21 protein-coding genes are annotated in these 21,449 nt (G+C 63.4%); 10 read left to right on the top strand and 11 right to left on the bottom strand.

The window, feature by feature from the left end; all coding sequences use genetic code 11:
- Positions 1–21: 21 nt before the first annotated feature.
- The 3 genes from KLP42_RS04780 to KLP42_RS04770 form a co-directional block, all read right to left on the bottom strand.
- On the bottom strand, positions 22–1,047 hold the full coding sequence (locus KLP42_RS04780) for a LacI family DNA-binding transcriptional regulator (protein WP_215565050.1): 1,026 nt from the start codon (positions 1,045–1,047) through the stop codon (positions 22–24).
- Between the two features lie 147 nt (positions 1,048–1,194).
- The gene (locus KLP42_RS04775) at positions 1,195–2,772 is read right to left on the bottom strand and encodes a DHA2 family efflux MFS transporter permease subunit (protein ID WP_215565049.1); all 1,578 of its coding nucleotides are present in this window, start codon (positions 2,770–2,772) and stop codon (positions 1,195–1,197) included.
- Between the two features lie 61 nt (positions 2,773–2,833).
- Positions 2,834–4,048, bottom strand: a complete 1,215-nt coding sequence (locus KLP42_RS04770) for an HlyD family secretion protein (protein ID WP_215565048.1) — start codon at positions 4,046–4,048, stop codon at positions 2,834–2,836.
- Between the two features lie 140 nt (positions 4,049–4,188).
- Here KLP42_RS04770 and KLP42_RS04765 point away from each other — a divergent pair, with 140 nt between their 5' ends.
- The 8 genes from KLP42_RS04765 (at position 4,189) to KLP42_RS04730 (ending at position 12,733) form a co-directional block, all read left to right on the top strand.
- Complete coding sequence (locus tag KLP42_RS04765) at positions 4,189–4,866, top strand: TetR/AcrR family transcriptional regulator (RefSeq protein WP_215565047.1); 678 nt, start codon at positions 4,189–4,191, stop codon at positions 4,864–4,866.
- 112 nt (positions 4,867–4,978) lie between these two features.
- The gene (locus tag KLP42_RS04760; RefSeq protein ID WP_215565046.1) at positions 4,979–5,746 is read left to right on the top strand and encodes a TerC family protein; all 768 of its coding nucleotides are present in this window, start codon (positions 4,979–4,981) and stop codon (positions 5,744–5,746) included.
- A gap of 112 nt (positions 5,747–5,858) precedes the next feature.
- Positions 5,859–7,631 carry an SLC13 family permease gene (locus KLP42_RS04755; protein ID WP_215565045.1) on the top strand — a complete coding sequence of 591 codons (1,773 nt, stop codon included), beginning with the start codon at positions 5,859–5,861 and terminating at the stop codon, positions 7,629–7,631.
- A gap of 129 nt (positions 7,632–7,760) precedes the next feature.
- Positions 7,761–9,218 carry a glutamate--tRNA ligase gene (gltX, locus tag KLP42_RS04750; protein ID WP_215565044.1) on the top strand — a complete coding sequence of 486 codons (1,458 nt, stop codon included), beginning with the start codon at positions 7,761–7,763 and terminating at the stop codon, positions 9,216–9,218.
- Positions 9,219–9,454: 236 nt separating this feature from the next.
- Positions 9,455–10,951 carry a lysine--tRNA ligase gene (lysS, locus tag KLP42_RS04745; RefSeq protein WP_215565043.1) on the top strand — a complete coding sequence of 499 codons (1,497 nt, stop codon included), beginning with the start codon at positions 9,455–9,457 and terminating at the stop codon, positions 10,949–10,951.
- 159 nt (positions 10,952–11,110) lie between these two features.
- Positions 11,111–11,995, top strand: a complete 885-nt coding sequence (locus KLP42_RS04740) for a methylated-DNA--[protein]-cysteine S-methyltransferase (protein ID WP_215565042.1) — start codon at positions 11,111–11,113, stop codon at positions 11,993–11,995.
- 72 nt (positions 11,996–12,067) lie between these two features.
- Entirely contained in the window at positions 12,068–12,358 is a 291-nt protein-coding gene (locus KLP42_RS04735) for a type II toxin-antitoxin system ParD family antitoxin (protein WP_215565041.1), read from the top strand.
- A 6-nt stretch (positions 12,359–12,364) separates the two neighbouring features.
- Positions 12,365–12,733 carry a type II toxin-antitoxin system RelE/ParE family toxin gene (locus KLP42_RS04730; protein WP_215565040.1) on the top strand — a complete coding sequence of 123 codons (369 nt, stop codon included), beginning with the start codon at positions 12,365–12,367 and terminating at the stop codon, positions 12,731–12,733.
- Positions 12,734–12,744: 11 nt separating this feature from the next.
- Here KLP42_RS04730 and KLP42_RS04725 read toward each other — a convergent pair whose 3' ends face one another.
- On the bottom strand, positions 12,745–13,725 hold the full coding sequence (locus tag KLP42_RS04725; protein WP_215565039.1) for a sugar-binding transcriptional regulator: 981 nt from the start codon (positions 13,723–13,725) through the stop codon (positions 12,745–12,747).
- 168 nt (positions 13,726–13,893) lie between these two features.
- On the opposite strand from KLP42_RS04725, the gene tal reads away from it, so the two are divergent.
- On the top strand, positions 13,894–14,853 hold the full coding sequence (tal, locus tag KLP42_RS04720; protein WP_215565038.1) for a transaldolase: 960 nt from the start codon (positions 13,894–13,896) through the stop codon (positions 14,851–14,853).
- A gap of 64 nt (positions 14,854–14,917) precedes the next feature.
- Here the strand turns inward: tal and KLP42_RS04715 are convergent, their stop codons facing one another.
- Genes KLP42_RS04715 through KLP42_RS04690 form a run of 6 tightly spaced genes read right to left on the bottom strand, consistent with a single transcriptional unit; the run spans position 14,918 to position 19,443 of the window.
- A complete protein-coding gene (locus KLP42_RS04715; RefSeq protein WP_215565037.1) occupies positions 14,918–15,541 on the bottom strand; it encodes a hypothetical protein in 624 nt (207 codons plus the stop codon).
- Positions 15,529–15,951, bottom strand: coding sequence for a RusA family crossover junction endodeoxyribonuclease (locus KLP42_RS04710; RefSeq protein ID WP_215565036.1), 423 nt, complete (start codon positions 15,949–15,951; stop codon positions 15,529–15,531). The genes KLP42_RS04715 and KLP42_RS04710 overlap by 13 nt, the downstream gene beginning before the upstream one ends.
- Before the next feature lie 7 nt (positions 15,952–15,958).
- On the bottom strand, positions 15,959–16,810 hold the full coding sequence (locus KLP42_RS04705) for a metal ABC transporter permease (protein WP_215565035.1): 852 nt from the start codon (positions 16,808–16,810) through the stop codon (positions 15,959–15,961).
- A complete protein-coding gene (locus tag KLP42_RS04700) occupies positions 16,807–17,667 on the bottom strand; it encodes a metal ABC transporter permease (protein WP_215565034.1) in 861 nt (286 codons plus the stop codon). Before KLP42_RS04700 ends, KLP42_RS04705 begins: the two co-directional genes overlap by 4 nt.
- Positions 17,648–18,556 carry a manganese/iron ABC transporter ATP-binding protein gene (locus KLP42_RS04695; RefSeq protein WP_502941265.1) on the bottom strand — a complete coding sequence of 303 codons (909 nt, stop codon included), beginning with the start codon at positions 18,554–18,556 and terminating at the stop codon, positions 17,648–17,650. The genes KLP42_RS04700 and KLP42_RS04695 overlap by 20 nt, the downstream gene beginning before the upstream one ends.
- Complete coding sequence (locus tag KLP42_RS04690; RefSeq protein WP_353844813.1) at positions 18,553–19,443, bottom strand: metal ABC transporter substrate-binding protein; 891 nt, start codon at positions 19,441–19,443, stop codon at positions 18,553–18,555. The genes KLP42_RS04695 and KLP42_RS04690 overlap by 4 nt, the downstream gene beginning before the upstream one ends.
- Positions 19,444–19,680: 237 nt before the next feature.
- On the opposite strand from KLP42_RS04690, the gene KLP42_RS04685 reads away from it, so the two are divergent.
- On the top strand, positions 19,681–20,817 hold the full coding sequence (locus KLP42_RS04685) for a hypothetical protein (protein WP_215565033.1): 1,137 nt from the start codon (positions 19,681–19,683) through the stop codon (positions 20,815–20,817).
- A 125-nt stretch (positions 20,818–20,942) separates the two neighbouring features.
- On the opposite strand, the gene KLP42_RS04680 is transcribed toward KLP42_RS04685, so the two are convergent.
- On the bottom strand, positions 20,943–21,437 hold the full coding sequence (locus KLP42_RS04680) for a DUF2244 domain-containing protein (protein ID WP_215565032.1): 495 nt from the start codon (positions 21,435–21,437) through the stop codon (positions 20,943–20,945).
- Positions 21,438–21,449 lie beyond the last annotated feature (12 nt).

Here is a 21,449-nt window from a genome sequence, read left to right as displayed (position 1 = left end):
CCTCCTTTGCTGCCCTGTTGTTCAGGGCAGATTGTCCTTCAAGAAGATGTCGATACGAATGCGCTCCTGGGCCGCAACCACCGCCGAGCCATCGGCTTCGGCCTTCAGCACGCGGATGGCACTGCGCACCTCATGGCCGGCATCCTGGTTCAGCACGCAATCGATCCGCTCGCGCGACAGGGCCTCGCGGGTGGCGCCGGTCAGTTCGTGCACGATGACGACGGGACGCGGGCCTGCCCCTTGCGCTTCCAGCGCCCGAATGAGGCCGCGATTGCCGGCACCGGCGCTGTAGATGCCGGCGAGATCCGGATGCGCGCGAAGCGCCTCCTCCACCAGCCGGCCGGTCTCGGCCGGATCGTCGCGCCCTTCCCGAACGGGCAGGATGCGGCGGGCGGCAAACTGCTGCGCCATCACGGCGCCGAACCCTTCCAGGCGCTCCCGGTGGTCGCGCACCATCAGCGAGCCGGCAAGCGGCAGAACCGGCCCCGGCCGGCTGCCGAGAAAGCGGCCCAGCAGCGTTCCCGCCGTGCGCCCGGCCGCGATATTGTCGATGCCGGCGAAATGCACGCGCCGCGAACCGCTGAGATCGGAGACGAGGGTCACCACGGCGATGCCCTGCTCCATCAGCCTGTCCGCCGCGGCGCGAACCTCCGGTGCATCGATGGCGACGAAGGCGACGCCATCCGGCCTCTCCCGCTCCGCCCTCTCCAGAGCCGCCACGAGAGCGCCAACGTCGAAGGCCGGAACATCTTGGGTGGCAAGCGACATGCGCTCGCGCAGCCCCCTTTCGGCAGCGGCCCGAACCTCGGCCCGAAGGTTCTGCATGAAGGAATTGTCGTTGGCGGGCAGGATGAAGACGAAGCTGTAGACGCGCCCCTTGGCGAGATTGGCGGCCGCCACGTCACGCACGAAGCCAAGTGCCTCGATGGCCGCCTCCACCTTCTGGCGGGTCACCGGCCGCACGCCCGCGCGCCCGTTCAGCACCCGGTCGACGGTTGCCAGGCTGACGCCCGCATGGGCTGCGATGTCATGGACGGTTGGCTTCATGTCTCCTCCGCCGGGAGACATAGCGCGACTTCTGAGGTACGTAAATCAGAAATCGCGACGGAGGCAGAAAAAAGGGCCGCCGCTTGCGCGACGGCCCAAACCCTTCTCGGCGGTGGATTGGCGGGGGGATGCGAGAAGGGATAGGGGTTAGTGGCCACCTCCGGCAGGCGCAGCCGCACGCGGCTTGGAAATCAGCATGACCAGCAGGATCAGCGAGGCAAACAGCACGGTCAGGGCCATGAAGACGTCGATGAAGGACATGACGGTTGCCTGCTGCGTGACGATGCCGGACAGCTTGCTGAGTGCCGCCGTGGTGCCATCGATGCCATAGGCATTGTAATTGGCCTCGACATTGCTCAGCCAGTCGAGTGCTGCCGGGTTGCCGTAGTTCACATGCTCGGAAAGCCTCGCATAATGCTCGTCGGCCCGCTGGGTCAGCATGGTGTTGATGATGGCAAGGCCCACGGCGCCACCGAGGTTTCGGGTGAGGTTGTAAAGGCCGGAGGCGTTCTGGATGCGCTGCGGCGGCAGGGTGCCGAGCGCCACGTTGTTGATCGGCACCATGCACAGCATCAGCGAGCAGCCGCGCAGGATCTGCGGAACCAGCAGCTCGTAGAAATCCCAGTCCGCCGTCAGTCCCGTCACCATATAGGTGCCGAGCGCGAAGCCGAAGAAGCCGATCGCCATCATCACGCGCGGATCGAGCTTGTTCGACAGGAAGCCGGCCACCGGCGCGGTGAAGAACATCGCGAGACCCGAGACGAACATCGTCTCGCCGATCATCAGCGCATCATAGCCGCGAATGCGGGCGAGATAGAGCGGATAGATATAGGTGAGACCGTAGAGGCCCACACCCATGATGAAGGAGAACAGCGAGCCGAAGGCGAAATTGCGGTTGGTGAAGGCCTTGAGGTCGACCACCGGGAAATCCACCCGGAAGGCACGCCAGAAGAAGATCACCGCACCAACGGTCATGGCCACGGCACCGGCGACGATGTGCTCGTCGCTGAACCAGTCCTTGCTGTTGCCCTCTTCCAGCACATATTCGAGCGACCCGAGGAAGACGGCCATGGAGGCAAGCCCCAGCCAGTCGAACCGCTTCATCAGCTCATGCTGCGGCTTGTCGAAGTTGATGAAGGTCCAGGCCAGCACGGTGACGATGATCCCGGGCACGATATTGACCAGAAACAGCCAGTGCCAGGAAAAGGCATTGCTGAGATAGCCGCCGACGGTCGGGCCGATGGTCGGCGCCAGCGTGGCGATGAGGCCGATGATCGGCGATACCACCGAGCGCTTGGACGGCGGAAAGATGGTGAAGGCCGCGGCGAAGACGGAGGGGATCATGCCGCCGCCGATGAAGCCCTGCAGCGCGCGGTAGATGATCATCTGCTCGATATTGGTCGCCGTGGCGCAGAGTGCCGAGGACAGCGTGAAGCCGGCCGCGCAGACGGTGAACAGCACCCGGGTCGAAAGGATGCGCGCCAGCGTGCCCGACAGCGGGATCATGATGACCTCGGCGATCAGGTAGGAGGTCTGGACCCAGGCCACCTCGTCGGAGCCGGCGGAAAGGCCGGCCTGGATTTCCGACAGCGAGGCCGACACGATCTGGATGTCGAGAATGGACATGAACATGCCGACCACCATCGCGAAGAACGCGATCAGCTTGCGTCTGTCCATCGGGGGATCGGCGGGAATGGCGCCCGCCGTGGCAGTCGTGGCGGCCATGGCTGTACTCCTTCGCGCGGCTGAGGCGCCGCCCCGTCAGGAGCGGCGGCCGTCGCGGATCTTAATTGTTCGGCGCCGTGCGGGTATCGACCTCGGTCACCACGCTGAGGCCGGCGCGCAGGTGGCCCTTCTGCAGTTCCTCCTTCGGGATGGCGATGCGCACCGGAACGCGCTGCACCACCTTGGTGAAGTTGCCGGTGGCATTTTCCGGCGGCAGCAGCGAGAAGACGGCGCCGGAGGCCGGGGCAATCGACTGGACGGTGCCCATCACGGTTTCGTCGTCAAAGGCGTCCACATGAATGCGAACCTTGGAGCCCGGCACGATATGGCCGATCTGCGTCTCCTTGTAGTTCGCCTCGATGTAGAGGTCGCTCAGCGGAACGAGCGAGGCGAGCCGCTTGCCGCTCGATACCAGATCGCCGGTCTGGACGGACAGGTTGCCGATCGTGCCGTCATAGGGCGCCTTCAGCACGGTGAAATCGAGATCGCGCTTGGCCTGCTGAACGGCCAGCTCCTGCAGGCGAACGGTATTGACCGCCTCGTTGCGCTGCGCCTTCAGAAGGTCGATATTGGCCTGGGCGGAGGTGACCGCCGCCTCGCCGGCCTTCAGGTTGGCCTGCGCCTGTTCGAGTGCGATCTGCGCATTGTCGAGTTCTGCCGTGGTGCCGACATTCTTGGCGGCCAGTTCGCTGGCGCGACGCTGGGTGATTTCCGCACCGCGCAGCGCCGCCTGCAGCGCGCCGAGCTGGGCCTGGGACTGTTTCAGGCTGGCCTCGCCACCGGCAATCTGTGCATCGATGCGCAGGACGGCAAGCCTGGCGCTTTCCACATTGGCCAGCGCCTGATCATAGGCGATCTGGTAGTCGCCCTGGTCCAGAGTCACCAGCGGATCGCCCGCCTTGACCGTCTGGTTTTCCACCACGTTGACCTTTTCCACATAGCCGGACACCTTCGGCGAGATGACGGCGATATCGCCCTCGACATAGGCGTCATCCGTCGAGACGAGGAAGCGTCCGTCGGTCCACCAGTTGTAACCGTACCAGCCGCCGCCGGCGAGGAGTGCGATCAGCAGGACAGGCAGTACCGGATTGCGCTTCTTTTTCTTCGGCTGCTCGCTGCCGCCCCTGGCATCCGCCCCGACCGGCTGCGCGGACGAGGGCTTCTCGGCCACAGGCGCATCGGTGCGGGCCTCCACCCGCTCGGCAGTGCCCTGTTGCGCGGTAGCATCCTCGGCCGCAACGAGGCGCAGGGAGCCTGTGTTTGAAGAAGCAGTCATCGTGATCACCAGCTGGATAGGGAATGCAATCCGGATCGAACCGATCGGTTCAGTTGACGATTGACATAATCCCTTCCTTCGCACATATCAAGAGGAGATCGAACCACTCGGTTCGAAAAGATGAACAAACAGGGTGGAGAATGCAGGAGAAGAAATGCCCCCCCGCCGAGGCTGGCTGTTCCCCCGGGCGCTTTGCCGCGGGCGCCGACCCGGCGAAGCGGGAGCAGATCATGGAGGGCGCCAAGGCGGTGTTCATGCGGCTTGGCTTCGACGCCGCCAGCATGAACGACATCACGCGGGAAGCCGGCGTCTCGAAGGGAACGATTTATGTCTACTTCGACAGCAAGGACGATCTCTTCGCGGCCATGATGGAGCAGGAGCGGACACGGCTGGCCGAATCCATGCGCGACATTCTCGATGGCAGCGAAGAGGTTGAGGAAGGGCTCTACCGCTTCGGCGTGGCCCTCACCCGCAAGATCACCACCGAGGGAACGATTTCGGCCATGCGCACGATGATCAGCGTGGCACCGCGCATGCCCATCCTGTCGCAGCGCTTCTTCCAGGATGATTCGATGAACATCCGCTTCTTTCTGGAGCGTTTCCTGATCCGGCAGGTCGCCAAGGGCGCGCTGCTGGTCGATGACGTCAGCCGCGCCGCCCGCCATTTCATCGAACTGTCCAGCGGCACCTTCCTGAAGCTGCGCCTGTTCGGCCACATGACGGAACCGCCGCCGCTTGAGGAGATCGAAAAGCAGGTGGAAAGCGCGGTGCGTCTGTTCATGGCCGGCTATGGACGCCGGGACAGCCGGGGCGGTTGATCCACACCCTTTGCGCCGCTCCGGCCCGCCGGTCGGATCTGGCGCTTGATTCCTTCGGGCGATGTTCTAGTTTCCCGTTGCCGGGCTTCCTCCGGCATGGGGAATTCGAATCATGCAGGATATCGTTCAGCTCGTGCAGGACCCGGCGGCCTGGGTGGCGCTTGTAACGCTCGTCGTCATGGAGGTCGTGCTCGGCATCGACAACCTGATCTTCATATCCATCCTGACCAACAAGCTGCCGGCGGAAAACCGGGAAAAGGCCCGCAAGATCGGCATCGGCCTTGCCCTTCTGATGCGGCTTGGCCTGCTCGGCACCGTGGCCTGGATCGTGCAGCTGACGGAACCGGTCTTCGAGGTCTTCGGCCAGGGCTTCTCGTGGAAGGACATGATCCTGATTGCCGGCGGTCTGTTCCTGGTGTGGAAGGCGACGAAGGAAATCCATCACAGCGTGGATCCGGAGGACCACAAGGACAACATGGTCGGCAATCCCGTCACCGCATCCTTCGCATCCGCCATCGGCCAGATCCTGCTGCTGGACCTCGTCTTTTCGATCGACAGCATCATCACCGCCGTCGGCATGACGCCGCATCTGCCGATCATGGTGGTGGCCGTTATCGCCGCCGTGACCGTGATGCTGGTGGCCGCCACGCCGCTGGCCAATTTCATCGAGAAGAACCCGACCATCGTGATGCTGGCGCTCGCCTTCCTGCTGATGATCGGCACCACGCTGATTGCCGAAGGCATGGGCTTCCATGTGCCCAAGGGCTATGTCTATGCGGCCATGGCGTTTTCGGCGCTGGTGGAAGTCCTCAACATGCTGGCCCGCAATGCCAGGCAGCGCAAGCGCCAAGCGGGCCAGAGCGGCACGACGCTTCATTGAGCCGCACCATCCGCCTTGCGGCTTGGAACTTTGTCGATGACAATGTAATTAGGTGCATCGCAAAGTTCCTCCACCCGGCGCCACGTCAGCCGGCACCCCCGCCCGGAGCGACATGACCACCCAGCAAATCCTCGCCTTTTCCGTGATCGCCGGCATGATGGCCGTGTTCATCTGGGACCGTTTCCGCTACGATGTCGTTGCCTGCTGTGCACTGGTCGTGGCGGTGGCACTCGGCGTGGTGCCGGTGGAACACGCCTTTTCCGGCTTCTCCGACGATATCGTCATCATCGTCGGCAGCGCACTGGTCGTGAGCGCCGGCGTTGCCCGATCCGGCATCGTCGACACGCTGATCAAGCGGATGTTTCCGCACCTCACCTCCATGCGGGCGCAGCTGGCGCTGCTGATGATCTCGGTCGCGGTTCTGTCGGCCTTCATCAAGAATATCGGAGCGCTGGCAATCATGATGCCGGTCGCCTTCCAGTTTGCCCGGCGCGCCGGTGTCTCTCCTTCGCGCTACCTGATGCCAATGGCCTTTTCCGCCCTGCTCGGCGGACTGATGACGCAGATCGGCACCTCGCCCAACATCGTCGTTTCCCGCCTGCGCGGCGAGATGACCGGCACGCCCTTCACCATGTTCGATTTCACGCCGGTCGGCGGCGTGCTGGCGCTGGTCGGCATCACCTTCCTGCTGTTCTTCTACTGGCTGGTGCCGGAGCGGCGCAAGCAGACCAGCAGCATCGAGGAAGCGGTGGAAATCTCCAATTACGCCTCCGAGGCCATGGTGACCGGCCAGTCTTCGGTAATGGGCAAGCCGCTCAGCGAATTGCTGAAGCTCGGCGATGGCGAGGTGGTGGCAACCGCCGTGCTGCGCGGCCCGACCCGAATGTCGCCCTTTCCCGATCTCATCCTGCGCGAGGATGATTCCGTGGTGCTTGAAGGTCGCTCGGCGGTGCTGGACCGGGTGATTTCCGGCGGCCGGCTGAAACTATCCGGCAAGGCGCTGCACGAAGGCGGCCGCACCCAGCAGGACCTGATTTCGATCGAGGCGGTCATTTCGCGCCAATCGGTGCTGGCCGGGCTGTCCGCCCGCGAACTGGCGCTCTCCTATACCCGTGGCGTCAACCTTCTGGCCGTCAGCCGCCGCGGCGAACGGCTGCGGGAGCGCCTGCGGGACCTCGTTTTGCAGGAAGGGGACGTGATCGTGCTGCAGGGCGGACGAAAGACGCTGCCCATCGTGCTGCAGGATCTGGCGCTTCTGCCGCTGGCCCAGCAGGAGGTGATGCTCGGCACGCAGCGGAAAGCGCTGATCCCGATCATCATTCTTGCTCTGGCCATGACCGCGACCGCACTCGGCTATGCACCGGTGGCGGTTGCCTTCTTCGCGGCGGCCCTCGGCATGGCCATCTTCGGCGCCGTGCCGCTCAACGATCTCTACAAGGCCGTAGACGGCCCCATCCTGATCATGCTGGGCGCACTGATCCCGGTGTCGGACTCGCTGCGCACCAGCGGCGGCAGCGAACTGATCGCCGACTGGCTGGGCCATGTTGCCCATAGCCTGCCGCCCTACGGGGCCATCGGTCTCATCATGCTGGCGGCGATGGCGGTGACACCCTTCCTCAACAATGCGGCCACCGTGCTGGTCATGGGCCCGATTGCCGCAAGCTTTGCCGCCACCCTGCACTATCGGCCGGAAGCCTTCCTGATGGCGGTGGCGATCGGCGCCGGATCGGACTTCCTCACGCCGGTCGGGCACCAGTGCAACACGCTGGTGATGGGACCGGGGGGCTATCGCTTCTCCGACTATCCCCGCCTCGGCCTGCCGCTCTCCTTCCTCATCCTGGTGGTGAGCGTGCCAACCCTGATGTGGTTCTGGCCCGTGAACTGATGGGTGAACCGGCCCGCCGACCGCATAAATCTTGACGCTTCCCGCAGAATATGCGCTAAGGCCTGCAATCCAAGCACGGCAGTCTGCGCCCGTTTTGCGGCGCGTTTTTCCAAGTTCGAGCAGGCACTCATGACCACTTCCGGCGTCCGCGTCCGTATCGCACCCTCACCCACCGGCGAGCCGCATGTCGGCACCGCCTATATCGCGCTGTTCAACTATCTCTTCGCGAAGAAGCACGGCGGCGAGTTCATCCTGCGCATCGAGGATACCGATGCGACCCGCTCCACCCGCGAGTTCGAGGAAAAGGTGCTGGACGCGCTGCGCTGGTGCGGTCTGGAATGGAAGGAAGGCCCGGATGTCGGCGGCCCCTACGGCCCCTATCGCCAGTCCGACCGCAAGGACATGTACCAGCCCTATGCCCAGGAACTGCTGGACAAGGGCCATGCCTTCCGCTGTTTCTGCACGCCCGAACGGCTGGAAAAGATGCGCGAGGAGCAGCGCGCGGCCGGAAAGGCGCCGGGTTATGACGGGTTGTGCCTGCGCTATTCCGCCGAAGAAGTGACGGCCAAGATGGAGGCGGGCGAAACCTCCGTCATCCGCATGAAGATCCCGACCGAGGGCGCCTGCGAATTCAACGATGGCGTCTATGGCGATGTGTCGATCCCGTGGTCGTCCGTCGACATGCAGGTGCTGATCAAGGCCGACGGCATGCCGACCTATCACATGGCAAACGTCATCGACGACCATCTGATGAAGATCACCCATGTGGCACGCGGCGAGGAATGGCTGGCCTCGGTGCCGAAGCACATCCTGCTCTATCGCTATTTCGGCTGGCAGGAGCCGAAGTTCATGCATCTGTCGCTGATGCGCAATGCCGACAAGTCAAAACTGTCGAAGCGCAAGAACCCGACCTCGATCTCCTACTATTCGGCACTCGGCTATCTGCCGGAAGCACTGATGAACTTCCTCGGCCTGTTCTTCATCCAGATCGCGGAAGGCGAGGAACTGCTGTCGATGGAAGAACTGGCGGAGAAGTTCGATCCGGAGGCACTCTCCAAGGCCGGCGCCATCTTCGACATCCAGAAGCTCGACTGGCTGAACGGCCGCTGGCTGCGCGAGAAGCTTTCCCCGGAAGAGTTCATTGCCCGCACCCTCGAATGGGCCTCGGAAAACCAGCGCCTGACGGAAGGGCTGAAGCTGGCCCAGAGCCGCGTGTCGAAGCTCGGCGAACTGCCGAACCTGGCGGGCTTCCTGCTGGCCAGCGATGTGGGCCTGACGCCCGCCTCCTTCGGGGGGCTGAAGACCTCGCCCGCCGAGACACTGGAGATCATCAACACCGTGCAAGCCGATTTCGAGAAGATGCCGGAATGGACGGTGGAAAGCATCGACCAGGAACTGCGCGCCGTTGCCGACAAGCTGGGCAAGAAGCTGCGCGTCGTCACGCCGCCGCTTTTCGTCGCCATGTCCGGCAGCCAGCGCTCGTTGCCGCTGTTTGACTCGATGGCGCTGCTCGGCCGCTCCGTGGTGCGCCAGCGCCTGAAGATCGCAGCAACCGTGGTGGCATCCATGGTGGGGGCAGAGAAGTAAAGACGGACAGGCGGGTCTCCATCAGAGACACCGTTGACGCCTTCTTCCGTCCTCCTCGGGCTTGACCCGAGGATCCAGGACCAGACGCGATAAGGTCAGATCCTGGAAGGCTCCTCAAGCCGATGAATGGATCCTCGGGTCAAGCCCGAGGATGACGAATGCAGGGCCGCTCGGAGCGCCATCACCAGGCAGCCGCGCCGGCAAACAGACAACACGGCCCCAAAAGGCGATAACCGATGACCGAACAGAAGACCGAAACCGCCCTCTCCTCCGACGCCACCGAAGTGCGCCGCCAGAAACTGGCACTGCTGCGCGACAAGATCGGCGACGTGTATCCCGCCCATTTCCACCGCACGATGACCAATGCGGAGCTGGCCGAGAAATACGAGGGGCTGGAACCGGATGTGGAAACGCAGGACATCGTGACCGTTGCCGGCCGCGTCTATTCCTCGCGCAATTCCGGCATGTTCATGGATATCCGTGACGCCTCGGGCAAGGTGCAGATCTTCTCCCACAAGGACACGACGCCGGAAGCGGCCCGCGAGATGCTGTCGATGATCGACATCGGCGACATCATCGGCGTGACCGGCCTTGTCCGTCGCACCAAGCGCGGCGAGCTCACGATCAACGCGCATGAGATCACCATGCTGACGAAGTCGCTGCTGCCGATGCCGGAAAAGTGGCACGGCGTATCCGACATCGAACTGCGCTACCGCAAGCGCCATCTCGACATCATGTCGAACGACGAGAGCAAGCTGCGCTTCCAGCAGCGCTCGAAGATCGTCTCCGGCTTCCGCCGCTTCCTGGAGAGCGAAGGTTTCCTCGAAGTGGAAACCCCGATGCTGCAGACGGTCTATGGCGGGGCGACGGCCGATCCCTTCAAGACCTTCCACAACACGCTGAAGATGGACATGTATCTGCGCATTGCGCCGGAACTTTTCTTGAAGCGCACGCTGGTTTCGGGCCTCTCCGACAAGGTGTTCGAGATCAACCGCAATTTCCGCAACGAAGGCGTCTCGACCCGGCACAATCCCGAGTTCACCATGATGGAGTGCTACTGGGCCTATGCCGATTACGAGGACATGATGGCGCTGGTCGAGCGCCTGTTCGAAAACCTAGCCACCACCATTCACGGCACGACGGACGTCACCTTCGGCGACAAGGTGCTCTCCTTCAAGGGGCCGTTCAAGCGCGTGCCGATGCCGGATGCCGTGAAGGAAGCAACGGGCATCGACTTCCTCGCGATCAAGACGGACGAGGAAGCGCGCGCCGCCGCCAAGGCTGCCGGTTTCGAGGTGGAGAAGGACTGGACCTGGGGCGAATGCCTGGCCTTCATCTTCGAGGAGAAGGTGGAAGGCACGCTGATCCAGCCGTCTCACGTCACGCATTTCCCGAAGGACATCTCGCCCTTTGCCAAGGAAGTGCCGGGCGAACCGCGTCTCGTGGAGCGTTTCGAAACCTATTGCAACGCCTGGGAAGTGGGCAATGCCTTCTCGGAACTCAACGATCCGGAAGAACAGCGCCGCCGCATGGAAGAGCAGCTCGAACAGGCACATGCCCGCGGCGAAAAGGACAAGCAGCTGGATGACGAATTCCTTGATGCCATCGACCAGGGCATGCCGCCCGCCGGTGGCCTTGGCATCGGCGTCGACCGCCTGATCATGCTGCTCACCAATGCGCCCTCGATCCGCGACGTGATCCTGTTCCCGGCCCGCCGCAACAAGGCGGACTGAGCCCGGCAGCATTGCCCGCAATCATTCACGGCCCGCCCCCGGCGGGCCGTTTGCGTTCCGGCAAGGCATGGTCGCGAGGATCGAAACCGCGCTGCAAGTTTCGGGTGGCATCCGGCAGCGGCCCGTGGTGAACTCATCGTCATCGAGAGGATCTGCCCCATGAATGCCTTTGCCCCCACGCCCGCCTGCGCCACAGACATCACCCCGGATGGCGCCGACTACGCCATCGTCAAGCAGGTGATCGAGCGGATCACCATCGACTATCGCGACCAGCCCTCGCTGGAGCGGCTGGCAGCGGAGCTTGGCCAGTCGCCAACGCAGCTGCAAAAGGTGTTCACCCGCTGGGCGGGGCTCTCGCCGAAAGCCTTCCTGCAGGCGGTGACGCTGGATCACGCCAAGCGGCTGCTCGGCGAGGAACAGCTGCCGCTGCTCGAAACCTCCTACGAAGTCGGGCTTTCAGGGCCGGGACGTCTGCACGATCTCTTCGTCACGCATGAGGCGATGAGCCCTGGCGAATGGAAGGCGAAGGGCGGCGGGCTCATCATCCGCTACGGCTTCCACCCCTCCCCCTTCGGGCTTGCGCTGGTGATGGCGACCGAGCGCGGTCTTGCCGGCCTTGCCTTTGCCGATGACGAAGGCGGCCGCGACGCCTGCTTTGCCGACATGGCAACACGCTGGCCGAATGCGGATTATGTGGCCGATCAGCAGGCGACCGCCCCCTACATCACCCGCATCTTCGATCCCGCCCGCTGGCGGTCGGAGGAGCCGCTGCGCGTGGTTCTGATCGGCTCCGATTTCCAGGTGCGCGTCTGGCAGAGCCTGTTGAAAATCCCTTTCGGCAGGGCCGTGACCTATTCCGACGTTGCCCGCGACATCGGCCAGCCGACCGCAAGCCGCGCCGTCGGCGCCGCCATCGGCCGCAATCCGATCTCCTTCGTCGTTCCCTGCCACCGGGCGCTCGGCAAAAGCGGCGCGCTGACCGGGTACCACTGGGGCCTCACCCGCAAGCGCGCCATTCTCGGCTGGGAGGCGGGGCGGGTTTAGGCTAAAGATGAAGGAAGGCTTGGCAGATGATGCCACCGACCTTTATGATAGGGGTCTATGGAGGCCTTGAAGATGCCCACCCGCAACGTTGTACTGACCAAGCATCAGCAGGACATAATCGATCGACTGGTCCAGTCGGGGCGCTATCAGGACGCCAGTGACGTGTTGGGCGACGGCCTGCGGCTGATCGAGCAGCAGGAAGAACGTGAGACGGCAAAGCTTAAGGCGCTGCGGGAGGCGGCAGCGGTCGGTTTCTCCGACATCGACGAAGGACGCTTTGTCGATGTGCCCATGGGCGAACTCGACACCTACATCGCAAGGCTCAGTCAAGAGGCTAGCAACAAGCGGAACGACCTGGCATAACAGGACATGGCCGAGATCCGTCTCTCCTTTGCCGCAATAAACGACATCCGTGACATACTGGCGAAAAGCCGCGAGGACTTCGGTCCGGAAGCCACCCAGCGCTACGAGCGTCTGATCGTCACGGCCCTGCAGGATCTGGCAGCGGACAGCCGCAGAGCTGGAGCAACCCTTCGCCCGGACATAGCCCCTGATGTGCTGAGTTACCATCTGCGTTACAGCCGCGAGCGCGCACGCATCGAAAGCGGCATCGTCCGCAGACCACGGCACCTGATCCTGTTCCGGCAGATCCGGTCAGACCTCATCGGAATAGGCCGCGTCCTCCATGATACGATGGAACTCAGCAGACATCTTCCGCCGGATTTCGGCGATGTCTAACCAAACAGACATCAAGCCTCCGCCAGCCGCAAAAGTTCCCGCGCCGCGCCCTCGTCGGTGATCAGCGTGTTGCAGCCGATGCGGCGGATGGTGGCGCGGATCGCTTCGGCGCGGTGCGCACCGCCGGAGGAAAGCACGATGTGCTTCGCCTTTTTTAGCGTATCGAGATCGATGGACATCACCCGCTCGTTGATCGGGTGATCGATGGTGTTTCCGGCCGCGTCGAGGAAATTGAACATGGTGTCGCAGACGCACCCGCGGCGAACCAGTTCCTGCAGCGTCTCGCGCGTGATGAAACCTTCCGACAGCGAGGTCGAATGCGGGCCGATGTCGCCGCAGGACACGATGGCGAGATCGAGGTTTTCGGCGAGATCGTAAAGCGTCTTGAGGCCGCACTGCTCGATCAGGGCCCGTTTCGTTGCGACCGAATCCACCAGAAGCGGCGCAAGGAACATGTAGCATTCGGCGCCAAGCTGGCTCGCCAGCCGCCAGGTGTAATCGATGGGATTGGTCTGATGCACGGCAACGATGCCGCCGAGCAGCGAGACGACCTTGCAGTTCTGCCGCCGCGGAGGACGGAAACCGGCGAGAGAGGCGGTCATCGTGCGTCCCCAGCCAACGCCGATCGTCATGTCGTCCGCCACCACTTCCGTCAGGAACTGGCCGAGCGCCAGCCCGACGGCCCTTGCAATGGAACCGGCATCCGGTTTTTCCGGGGAGGGAACCACAACGGCCTCGTCCAGCCGGTAGGCCTTTTCCAGCTTCACCGCAAGATCGACGCAGTCATCGATCCCCTCGCTGATCCAGATCTGCACCTCGGCGCGCTTCACCGCCTCGTCCAGCATGCGGATCACGGTGGAGCGGCTGATGCCGAGCTTCTCCGCCACATCCTTTTGCGTCAGGCCCTGATTGTAGTAGAGCCAGGCCGCCCGCAGGCGCAGGGAGGCTGCCTCCGAATAGGCGACATGGGTTTCGCGTCTGAGCTTTGCCAAGGCGGTCGCCACCTCCGTTTCATGGGCTTTCACTATCGACAGGGATGGAACAAATGTCAAATGTGATGGGCAAATGTCCTTGACATTCGCGCGGGCGCGCGCAGATAGTGAGGATGACGGAGGACGACTGCCGTCCTTCCACCAGATCGAAAACCCTGAGGAATTCCGATGGCCTCCAAGCTTGAACAACTGCGTTCCATGACCACGGTGGTTGCCGATACCGGCGACATCGAGGCTGTTGCACGCCTGAAGCCGGTGGATTGCACCACCAACCCGACAATCGTGCTGAAGGCGCTCGGCACGCCCGTCTTTGCCGATCGCGTCAAGGAAGCCGTCACCTGGGGCAAGAGCCAGAACGGTTCCTCCGAGGCGGTGATTGCAGCGGTTGCCGATCGTCTGGCCATCTCCGTCGGCGCGGCACTCGCCGAACTGGTTCCCGGCCGCGTCTCCACTGAAGTGGACGCCGACCTCTCCTTCGACACCGAAGCCTCGATCACCAAGGCACGCGGCATCATCGCCGCCTACAAGGAGCGCGGCATCGAGCGCGACCGCATCCTGATCAAGCTTGCCTCCACCTGGGAAGGCATCAAGGCAGCGGAAGTGCTGCAGACCGAAGGCATCGACTGCAACCTGACGCTGCTCTTCTCCAAGGCCCAGGCGATTGCCTGCGCCGATGCCAAGGCCTTCCTGATCTCGCCCTTCGTCGGCCGCATTCTCGACTGGTACAAGAAGTCGACCGGCCAGGACTACACGTCCGAGACCGATCCGGGCGTCATTTCGGTGCGCCAGATCTACAATTACTACAAGGCGAACGGCATCAACACGATCGTCATGGGCGCCTCCTTCCGCAATGCCGGCGAAATCGAAGCGCTGGCCGGCTGCGACCGCCTGACGATCAGCCCGGCACTGCTGGACGAGCTTGACAAGGCCGAAGGCACGCTGGAGCGCAAGCTCTCGCCGGACAACATCACCGAGGATCCGTTCCAGCCGATCGACGAGAAGACCTTCCGCTGGATGCTGAACGAGGATGCGATGGCTACCGAAAAGCTGTCGGAAGGCATCCGCGCCTTCGCCAAGGATCTCCTGGCGCTGCGCGAAATGGTCAAGAAGGAACTGGCTGCCGCCTGATCTCCGCGCCAGCCTCGTTTCCGGAAAACGGCTCGCCTCCCTGCGGCGGGCCGTTTTTTTTGTTTCAGGCCGCCAGTCGTCTGGCCGTCGCAAGCAGATAGTCGATGTCGGAGGGCACGGGGACGGTGTCGAGCTGTCCGTGGGCGAGAGCGTTGCGCATTCGTGCGAGGCGCCGCATTGGCTCCCCATCCTGCTGTTCCAGGTGTCCACTCGAAATCAGCAGTTCCACCAGAGAAGCAGGTGGCAAGCCACGATCCGCAAGGTCCGGTTCAAGACGCCGCGTCGCAGCCTCGATCACGCTCCATCCCAGAAGGACGGCTGCGCGGGGCTCGACCGAGGCAAGAGCTTCCAGACTGTTGATGGCGCTTTTCAGTTCGCCTGGCGCTACGCGTTCAAGCTCTATGGTCTCCTGCGTGTCATACACGACCTCCATCTGCCACTCGGGATGAGCCTCGAAGACGGTTCGCATTTGGCCGAGCCTGATGTCGCTGTTCTGGTTCTGCGTCCGCATGACGAAAATCGCGAGCCTGGGTAACCGGTTGATGGCGATCGCCTGCGGTTTCAGTGGACGGAGGAAATCCGGTAAGTCATTTGGATCCGGCGCGATGACAAGTTGGTAACCGAGCTTTTCCCACCGGCCCGACATAACGGACAGGGCACGCGTGTCGCTGGAAGCTATGCTACCCATGTTGCCAGTTCCTCATGTAGGTTATCCGTCACCCGAATATAGACGACAGGCAGATGTGCGTCCAACGCCTCAGCCAGGATCGCCGATGGATTGCGAAACGCGAATATCCGCTGCGGCTCAAATTTCTGAACCACGATGCGCTCCACGAGTGCATCGTCGCTATAGACGCAGGCAATCATGGCGTCGAGGATCGGCTTCACCCGATTGTCTATGTCTCCCTGCATCTCGGCCTGAGGGAACAGGAATATTGTGACGGCGACCGGATCGGTGACCAGCCATGAACCTTCCGGCAGCGCGCGCCGTGCTGCCTGCCGAATGGACATCTTCCAGTTTTCCTTCGCCTGCGGCGATCCTTGCTGGCTGACGGCAGTTCCTTCGACGATGAACTCGAACGGAAGATCTGGCCACATCCCGCCGCTATCCTGATGTCTCGTCCCTGGATTGCAGAGACGATAGCCATGTTTGACGCACAAACGCTACCAGAAACACGCCCGTCATCAGCAGCACGATGGTGGGCGCCGGGGCGCTGTCGATGAAGAAGGCGAACAGGATGCCGAAGATGGTGCAGCCGGTGGCGATGGCGATGGCGGCCATCAGCATGGCAGCGAACCGCCGCGTCAGCAGAAAGGCGATGGCGCCGGGGGCGACGAGGAAGGCGACGGAGAGGATGATGCCGATCGCGCTCAGCGCGCCGACCACTGTCAGCGAGAGAACCGCCAGCAGTCCGTAATGCAGGAGGCGCACCGGCAGGCCGATGGCGCGGGCGTGCTGTGCATCGAAGGCGTGCAGCAGGAGGTCCTTGCGCAGGATGCCGAGGAAGAGAGTGCTGGCCAGCGCGATCAGCCCTGTTTCGATCAGATCCTGCGGCGCGATGCCGAGCATGTCGCCGAACAGGATGTGGTCGAGATGCACGTCGCTTTGCACCGCGACGAACATCACGAGGCCGAGCCCGAACATGCCGGAAAAGACGATGCCGAGCACCGTATCCTCCTTGATGCGGCTGTTTTCCTTGAGGTATCCGGTGGCAAGCGCGCAGGCGAGGCCAGCCACAAAGGCGCCGAGGCTGAGCGGCAGCGAGAGCATGTAGGCGAGCACGACGCCTGGCAGCACGGCATGCGAGACCGCATCCCCCATCAGCGACCAGCCCTTCAGCACCAGAAGGCAGGAGAGCATCGCCATCGGCACGGCGATCATCAGCGTCACAAGGAAGGCGTTCTGCATGAAGGGAAGCTGGAAGGGCAACAGAGCCATGGCAAGCAGATCGCTCATGCGGCCTCCTCCAGCGCCAGAGCCCGCTTGCGGCGGGCCGCGAGCAGACCATGCTTCGGCGCAAGAACGAAGGCTGCCAGAAAGATCAGCGTCTGCAGCACGACGATGATGCCGCCTGTCGCGCCGTTGAGGAAATAGCTTGCATAGGCGCCGAGGAAACTTGTCGCGGCACCGATGGCGGCGGCGAGCAGGATCAGCCGCTCGAAACGGTCCGTCAGCAGATAGGCGGTGGCACCCGGAGTGACGACCATGGCCACCACCAGAAAGGCGCCGACCGTCTGCAGCGCGGCCACGGTCGAGGCGGCGAGCAGCGTGAAGAACATCGCCTTCAAAAGGTCGGGTCTGAGGCCGATGGTGCGGGCATGGTTCTCGTCGAAGAAGGCCACCATCAGATCCTTCCATTTCAGCGCCAGCACGACAAGGCTGATGCCGCCGATCAGTACCAGCTGCAGCGTATCCTCCGGGGTGATGGCGAGAATATTGCCGAGCACGATGGTCTGGATGTTCACCGAGGTCGGCGAGAGCGAGACCATGAACAGGCCGAGGCCAAAGAAGGAGGTGAAGATCAGCCCGATGATGGCGTCCTCCTTCAGCCGCGTGCGCTGGTTGAGGAACAGCATGGCGGCCGCGGCCAGCCCACCGGACAGAAAGGCGCCGAGCGCGAAGGGAAGACCCAGCATATAGGCGCCGGCAACACCCGGCACGATGGCATGCGAGAGAGCGTCACCGATCAGCGACCAGCCCTTCAGCATCAGATAGGCAGAGAGAAAGCCGCAGACGCAGCCGACGAGCGTGCTGACCCAGATCGCATTCAGCATGTAGCCATAGGTGAAGGGCTCAAGAAGCGTCTGGAGCATCGGCCCTTTCCCGCGACTTTGCCTTCACCGTGCCGGTCGTGCCATCGCCATAGGTCACGAAGGGCCGCTCGTCATCGGTGATGACCCGCACATGGCGGGCGTCGTCGTCATCATGCAGTTCGGCGCCGCCGAGGATGAAATGGCGCAACACGCCGCCGAAGGCTTTTTCAAGATTCTGTTCGTTGAAGGTGTCTTCCGTGCGGCCATGGGCAATCACGGTGCCCTTGACGAAGACGGTGCGATCACAAAAGTCCGGCACGCTGCCGAGATTGTGAGTGGAGACCAGCATCACCCGGCCCTCGTCGCGCAGTGATTTCAGCAGCGCGATGATCTGTTCCTCGGTCGTCACGTCAACGCCGGTGAAGGGCTCGTCCAGCAGGATGACCTGACCCTCCTGCGCCAGCGCCCGGGCGAGGAACACGCGTTTGCGCTGGCCGCCGGAAAGCTCGCCGATCTGGCGCTTGCGGAAGGCCTCCATGTTCACCCGGCGCAGCGCCTCGGTCACCATCTGGTGGTCGCGGCGGGAGGGAATGCGCAGGAAATTCATGTGGCCGTAACGGCCCATCATCACCACGTCTTCCACCAGAACCGGAAAATTCCAGTCCACCTCTTCCGCCTGCGGCACATAGGCGACAAGATTCTTCCGCAGCGCCTCGCGGGCCGGCATGCCGAGGATCTCGACCGAGCCACCGGACAGCGACACGAAGCCCATGATGGCCTTGAACAGCGTGGATTTGCCGGCACCGTTGACGCCGACCAGTGCGGTGATGGTGCCCTTCGGCACGGAAAAGCTGGCATGACGCAGGGCGGTGTGGCCGTTGCGATAGGAAACCGTCACATCCGTGACGACAAGCCCCTGCGACTGCCGTTTCACCTTTCCCATCATCATGACGCAAGCCCCTTTGCGATCGTCTGCGTGGTGACCTTCAACAGTTCCAGATACGTGGGAACGGGGCCATCCGGATCGCTGAGGCTGTCGACATACAGCACGCCGCCATAGGTCGCGCCGGTCTCCCGCGCCACCTGCCTGGCGGGATCGGGCGAAACCGTGCTTTCGGAGAAGATCACGCCGATGCGGTTGTCGCGCATGGCGTCGATCACCGCCTTCACCTGCTGCGGCGTGCCCTGGCTGTCGGCATTGACCGGCCAGAGATAAAGCTCCTTCAGACCGAAATCGCGGGCGAGGTACGAGAAGGCGCCCTCGCTCGTCACCAGCCAGCGCTGGTCCTGCGGCAATGTCGCCAGCAGATCGCGGATCGGCTGGACCGTCGCGCGGATCTGGTCGGAATAGGCCTTCGCATTGGCGGCATAGACATCGGCATGGGCGGGATCGATCCGGCTCAGTGCGGCGCGGATGTTTTCCACATAGATCAGCCCGTTGGCAGGCGACATCCAGGCATGCGGATTGGGCTTGCCCTGATAGGCGCCGCCGGCAATCGCCATCGGCTCCACGCCGTCCGACACAGTGACGCTCGGCACCGTGCCGAGATTGACGAGGAATTTCTCGAACCACTGCTCGAGGTTCAGCCCGTTGCGCAGCACGAGGTCTGCATCGCGGGCGCGCAGGATATCGCGCGGGGTCGGCTGGTAATTGTGGATCTCGGCACCAGGCTTGGTGATGCTTTCCACCTCCGCGGCATCACCCGCCACGTTCTTCGCCATGTCGGCGATGATGGTGAAGGTCGTGACGACCTTCGGCTTTCCGGCAGCCAGGGCCGGCGCGGCCAGAAGGCCGGTTACCGCCAGCGACAGGGCAGCAAGCAGGCGTATTCGCACGGCATTAACCCTCTCTTGCAACTCATTTGCAATATAAGCTAACGCCTTTGCCAGCGTTGTCAACGCTATTGCAAATCATTCGCAAAAACTTGAGACCATAAAGCAAGGGCAGCCCGAACCGACGGGCAAGAAAAGCGCCGGCTTAAAGCTTCTTCAACGCTCATGGGCGAGGATGACCGCCACTACCATGGTCCCTGTTTTGCGTTGAGTGGAGTTCAGCATGCCGGAGTTCCGGGCGTGAAAGGCCTCAAGATACGGCTGTCACGAAAGCTCGTGGTCGTGCTGGGCGGCGTCATCCTGCTGGGTGGCGGCAGCGGCGCGGTCGCCCTGTATATTGGTGCGGACACGATCCTGGGGCCTCCCTATGAAGAGATCAACGGCCTGGAATGCACGACGCTGCAACTGGTCAAGATCAAGCGCGACCATCGGTACTGGGTCCGCAAATATGTGTTCACCCAGGGCGGCGACGGCCCCGCGCGGCTGAAGACGGCGCTGCGGGTGGCAAAGGCGGTGCAGGAAGGCGAAAAAGCCGATCTGGTTCAGGTCACCGTGCTGGACAAGGCAGGCCCCACCCAGCGCGCGGCCATGCGCGGCCGGGCGATCGGCGCACAGGTGGTCTACATCCCCGATCTGTCCAAGGCACCCGATCCTTCCGACATCACCTATTCGGCCTTCTATGTGGACGGACATGCCACGGCCAATGGCGAATTCTTCGGCACGCGGATCGATCCGCCGCCGGAAGAGGTGGAGAGGCTGTCGGCCGCCCTCACAGACAGGGCCGACTGCGTATCGCCGGTGACCGAAGACGCCGGTGACGCGCACGGCGCCGGCAAGGGCAAGAAAAACGATGCGCATGGCGGTGGCCATGGCGCGGCAGACAGCCATGCCGGCGAAGCGGGCGAAGCCAAGAAGACCGGGGACGGACATGGGGAAGCCGGCGGCGATCACGCCCCGGCGGCCGGTGGCGAGCACGGCAGCGAACCTGCTGCCAAGGCGCCCGAGGGTGAGGTTGAAGACGGCGGCCTGCTCGGCTCGCTGACCAGCATGATCTTCGGCGCGGAAAAGAAGGAAGATGGCCACGCCGGCGGCGACGGCGCCCCTGCGCCGGCGCCCGAGGCTGCCGGTGCGAACGCTCCGCCACAGGCAGAGCCGCCCGGTCTGTTCGCCCGCGTGACCTCCATGGTTTTCGGGAGCGAGGAGACGGCCGTGCTGGCGCAGCCCGCAGCCAAGCCTGTCGCGACGGAACCGCATGGACCGGGACAGGACGGCATCGACCCGATCAAGGTTGCCGCCCCGAGCCAGGAAAAGCCTGCGCCTGGCCCGAAGCCGGACCAGCAGGCAGCGCCGTCAAAAGCGGAACAGGTCGCGCATTAAGGCTGGTCACATGCCTGAGGCCCTGGGCTGCGGGATGCTGAACTCCGTTCAATCCCCAGGGCTTGCCGACGGGCCTTGCGATCTCTGTCGTGCCTGCCGCCGCGAAACGACGGAGCGGTACCGTATCAGATCCGTTGCCTGACGGTTGCCAGCGCGCCGCGAAATGCCTTGGCGAAACTTTCCCGGTCATCCGGATTGAGGAAGGAGCCGATGTCGGTGCGCCGGCCCTCACCGGTCACATGCATGGAGGTGATGCCGAATTCCTGGTGCCGGCGCACGCGAAACCGTGCCCAGAACGGGTTGAAGTGATGCTCCACCATCCGCCCCGCCGGGGAGAACTTGCGGATCGACACATCGGTGCGCGATACCGTCACCTCCTCGCGAGCGCGCCCGGAGCGATAGTTCAGCCAGAAGGCACCCCAGAGCAGCAGGAAATCCAGCCCGAAGAAAAAGACAACCGGCCAGGCACCGGTCGTGACGAAAAACAGGGCATGCAGCAGGCAGAAGACACCGGTCATGCCAAGCAGCACGCGAAATCCCTGCCGCCCCAGCGAACGATAGGGCGTCAGTTCGGCTGCGAAAACCGGTGGTTCGTCGTCTCTCTCCACGTTGCCTTCCATCCCGTGGCTTGT

The sequence above is a fragment of the Rhizobium sp. CSW-27 genome, assembly GCF_018760785.1.
Taxonomy (GTDB): Bacteria; Pseudomonadota; Alphaproteobacteria; order Rhizobiales; family Rhizobiaceae; genus Neorhizobium.
The sequence above is the reverse complement of the archived record's forward strand: the minus strand, read 5'-3'. Positions and strand labels throughout refer to the sequence as shown.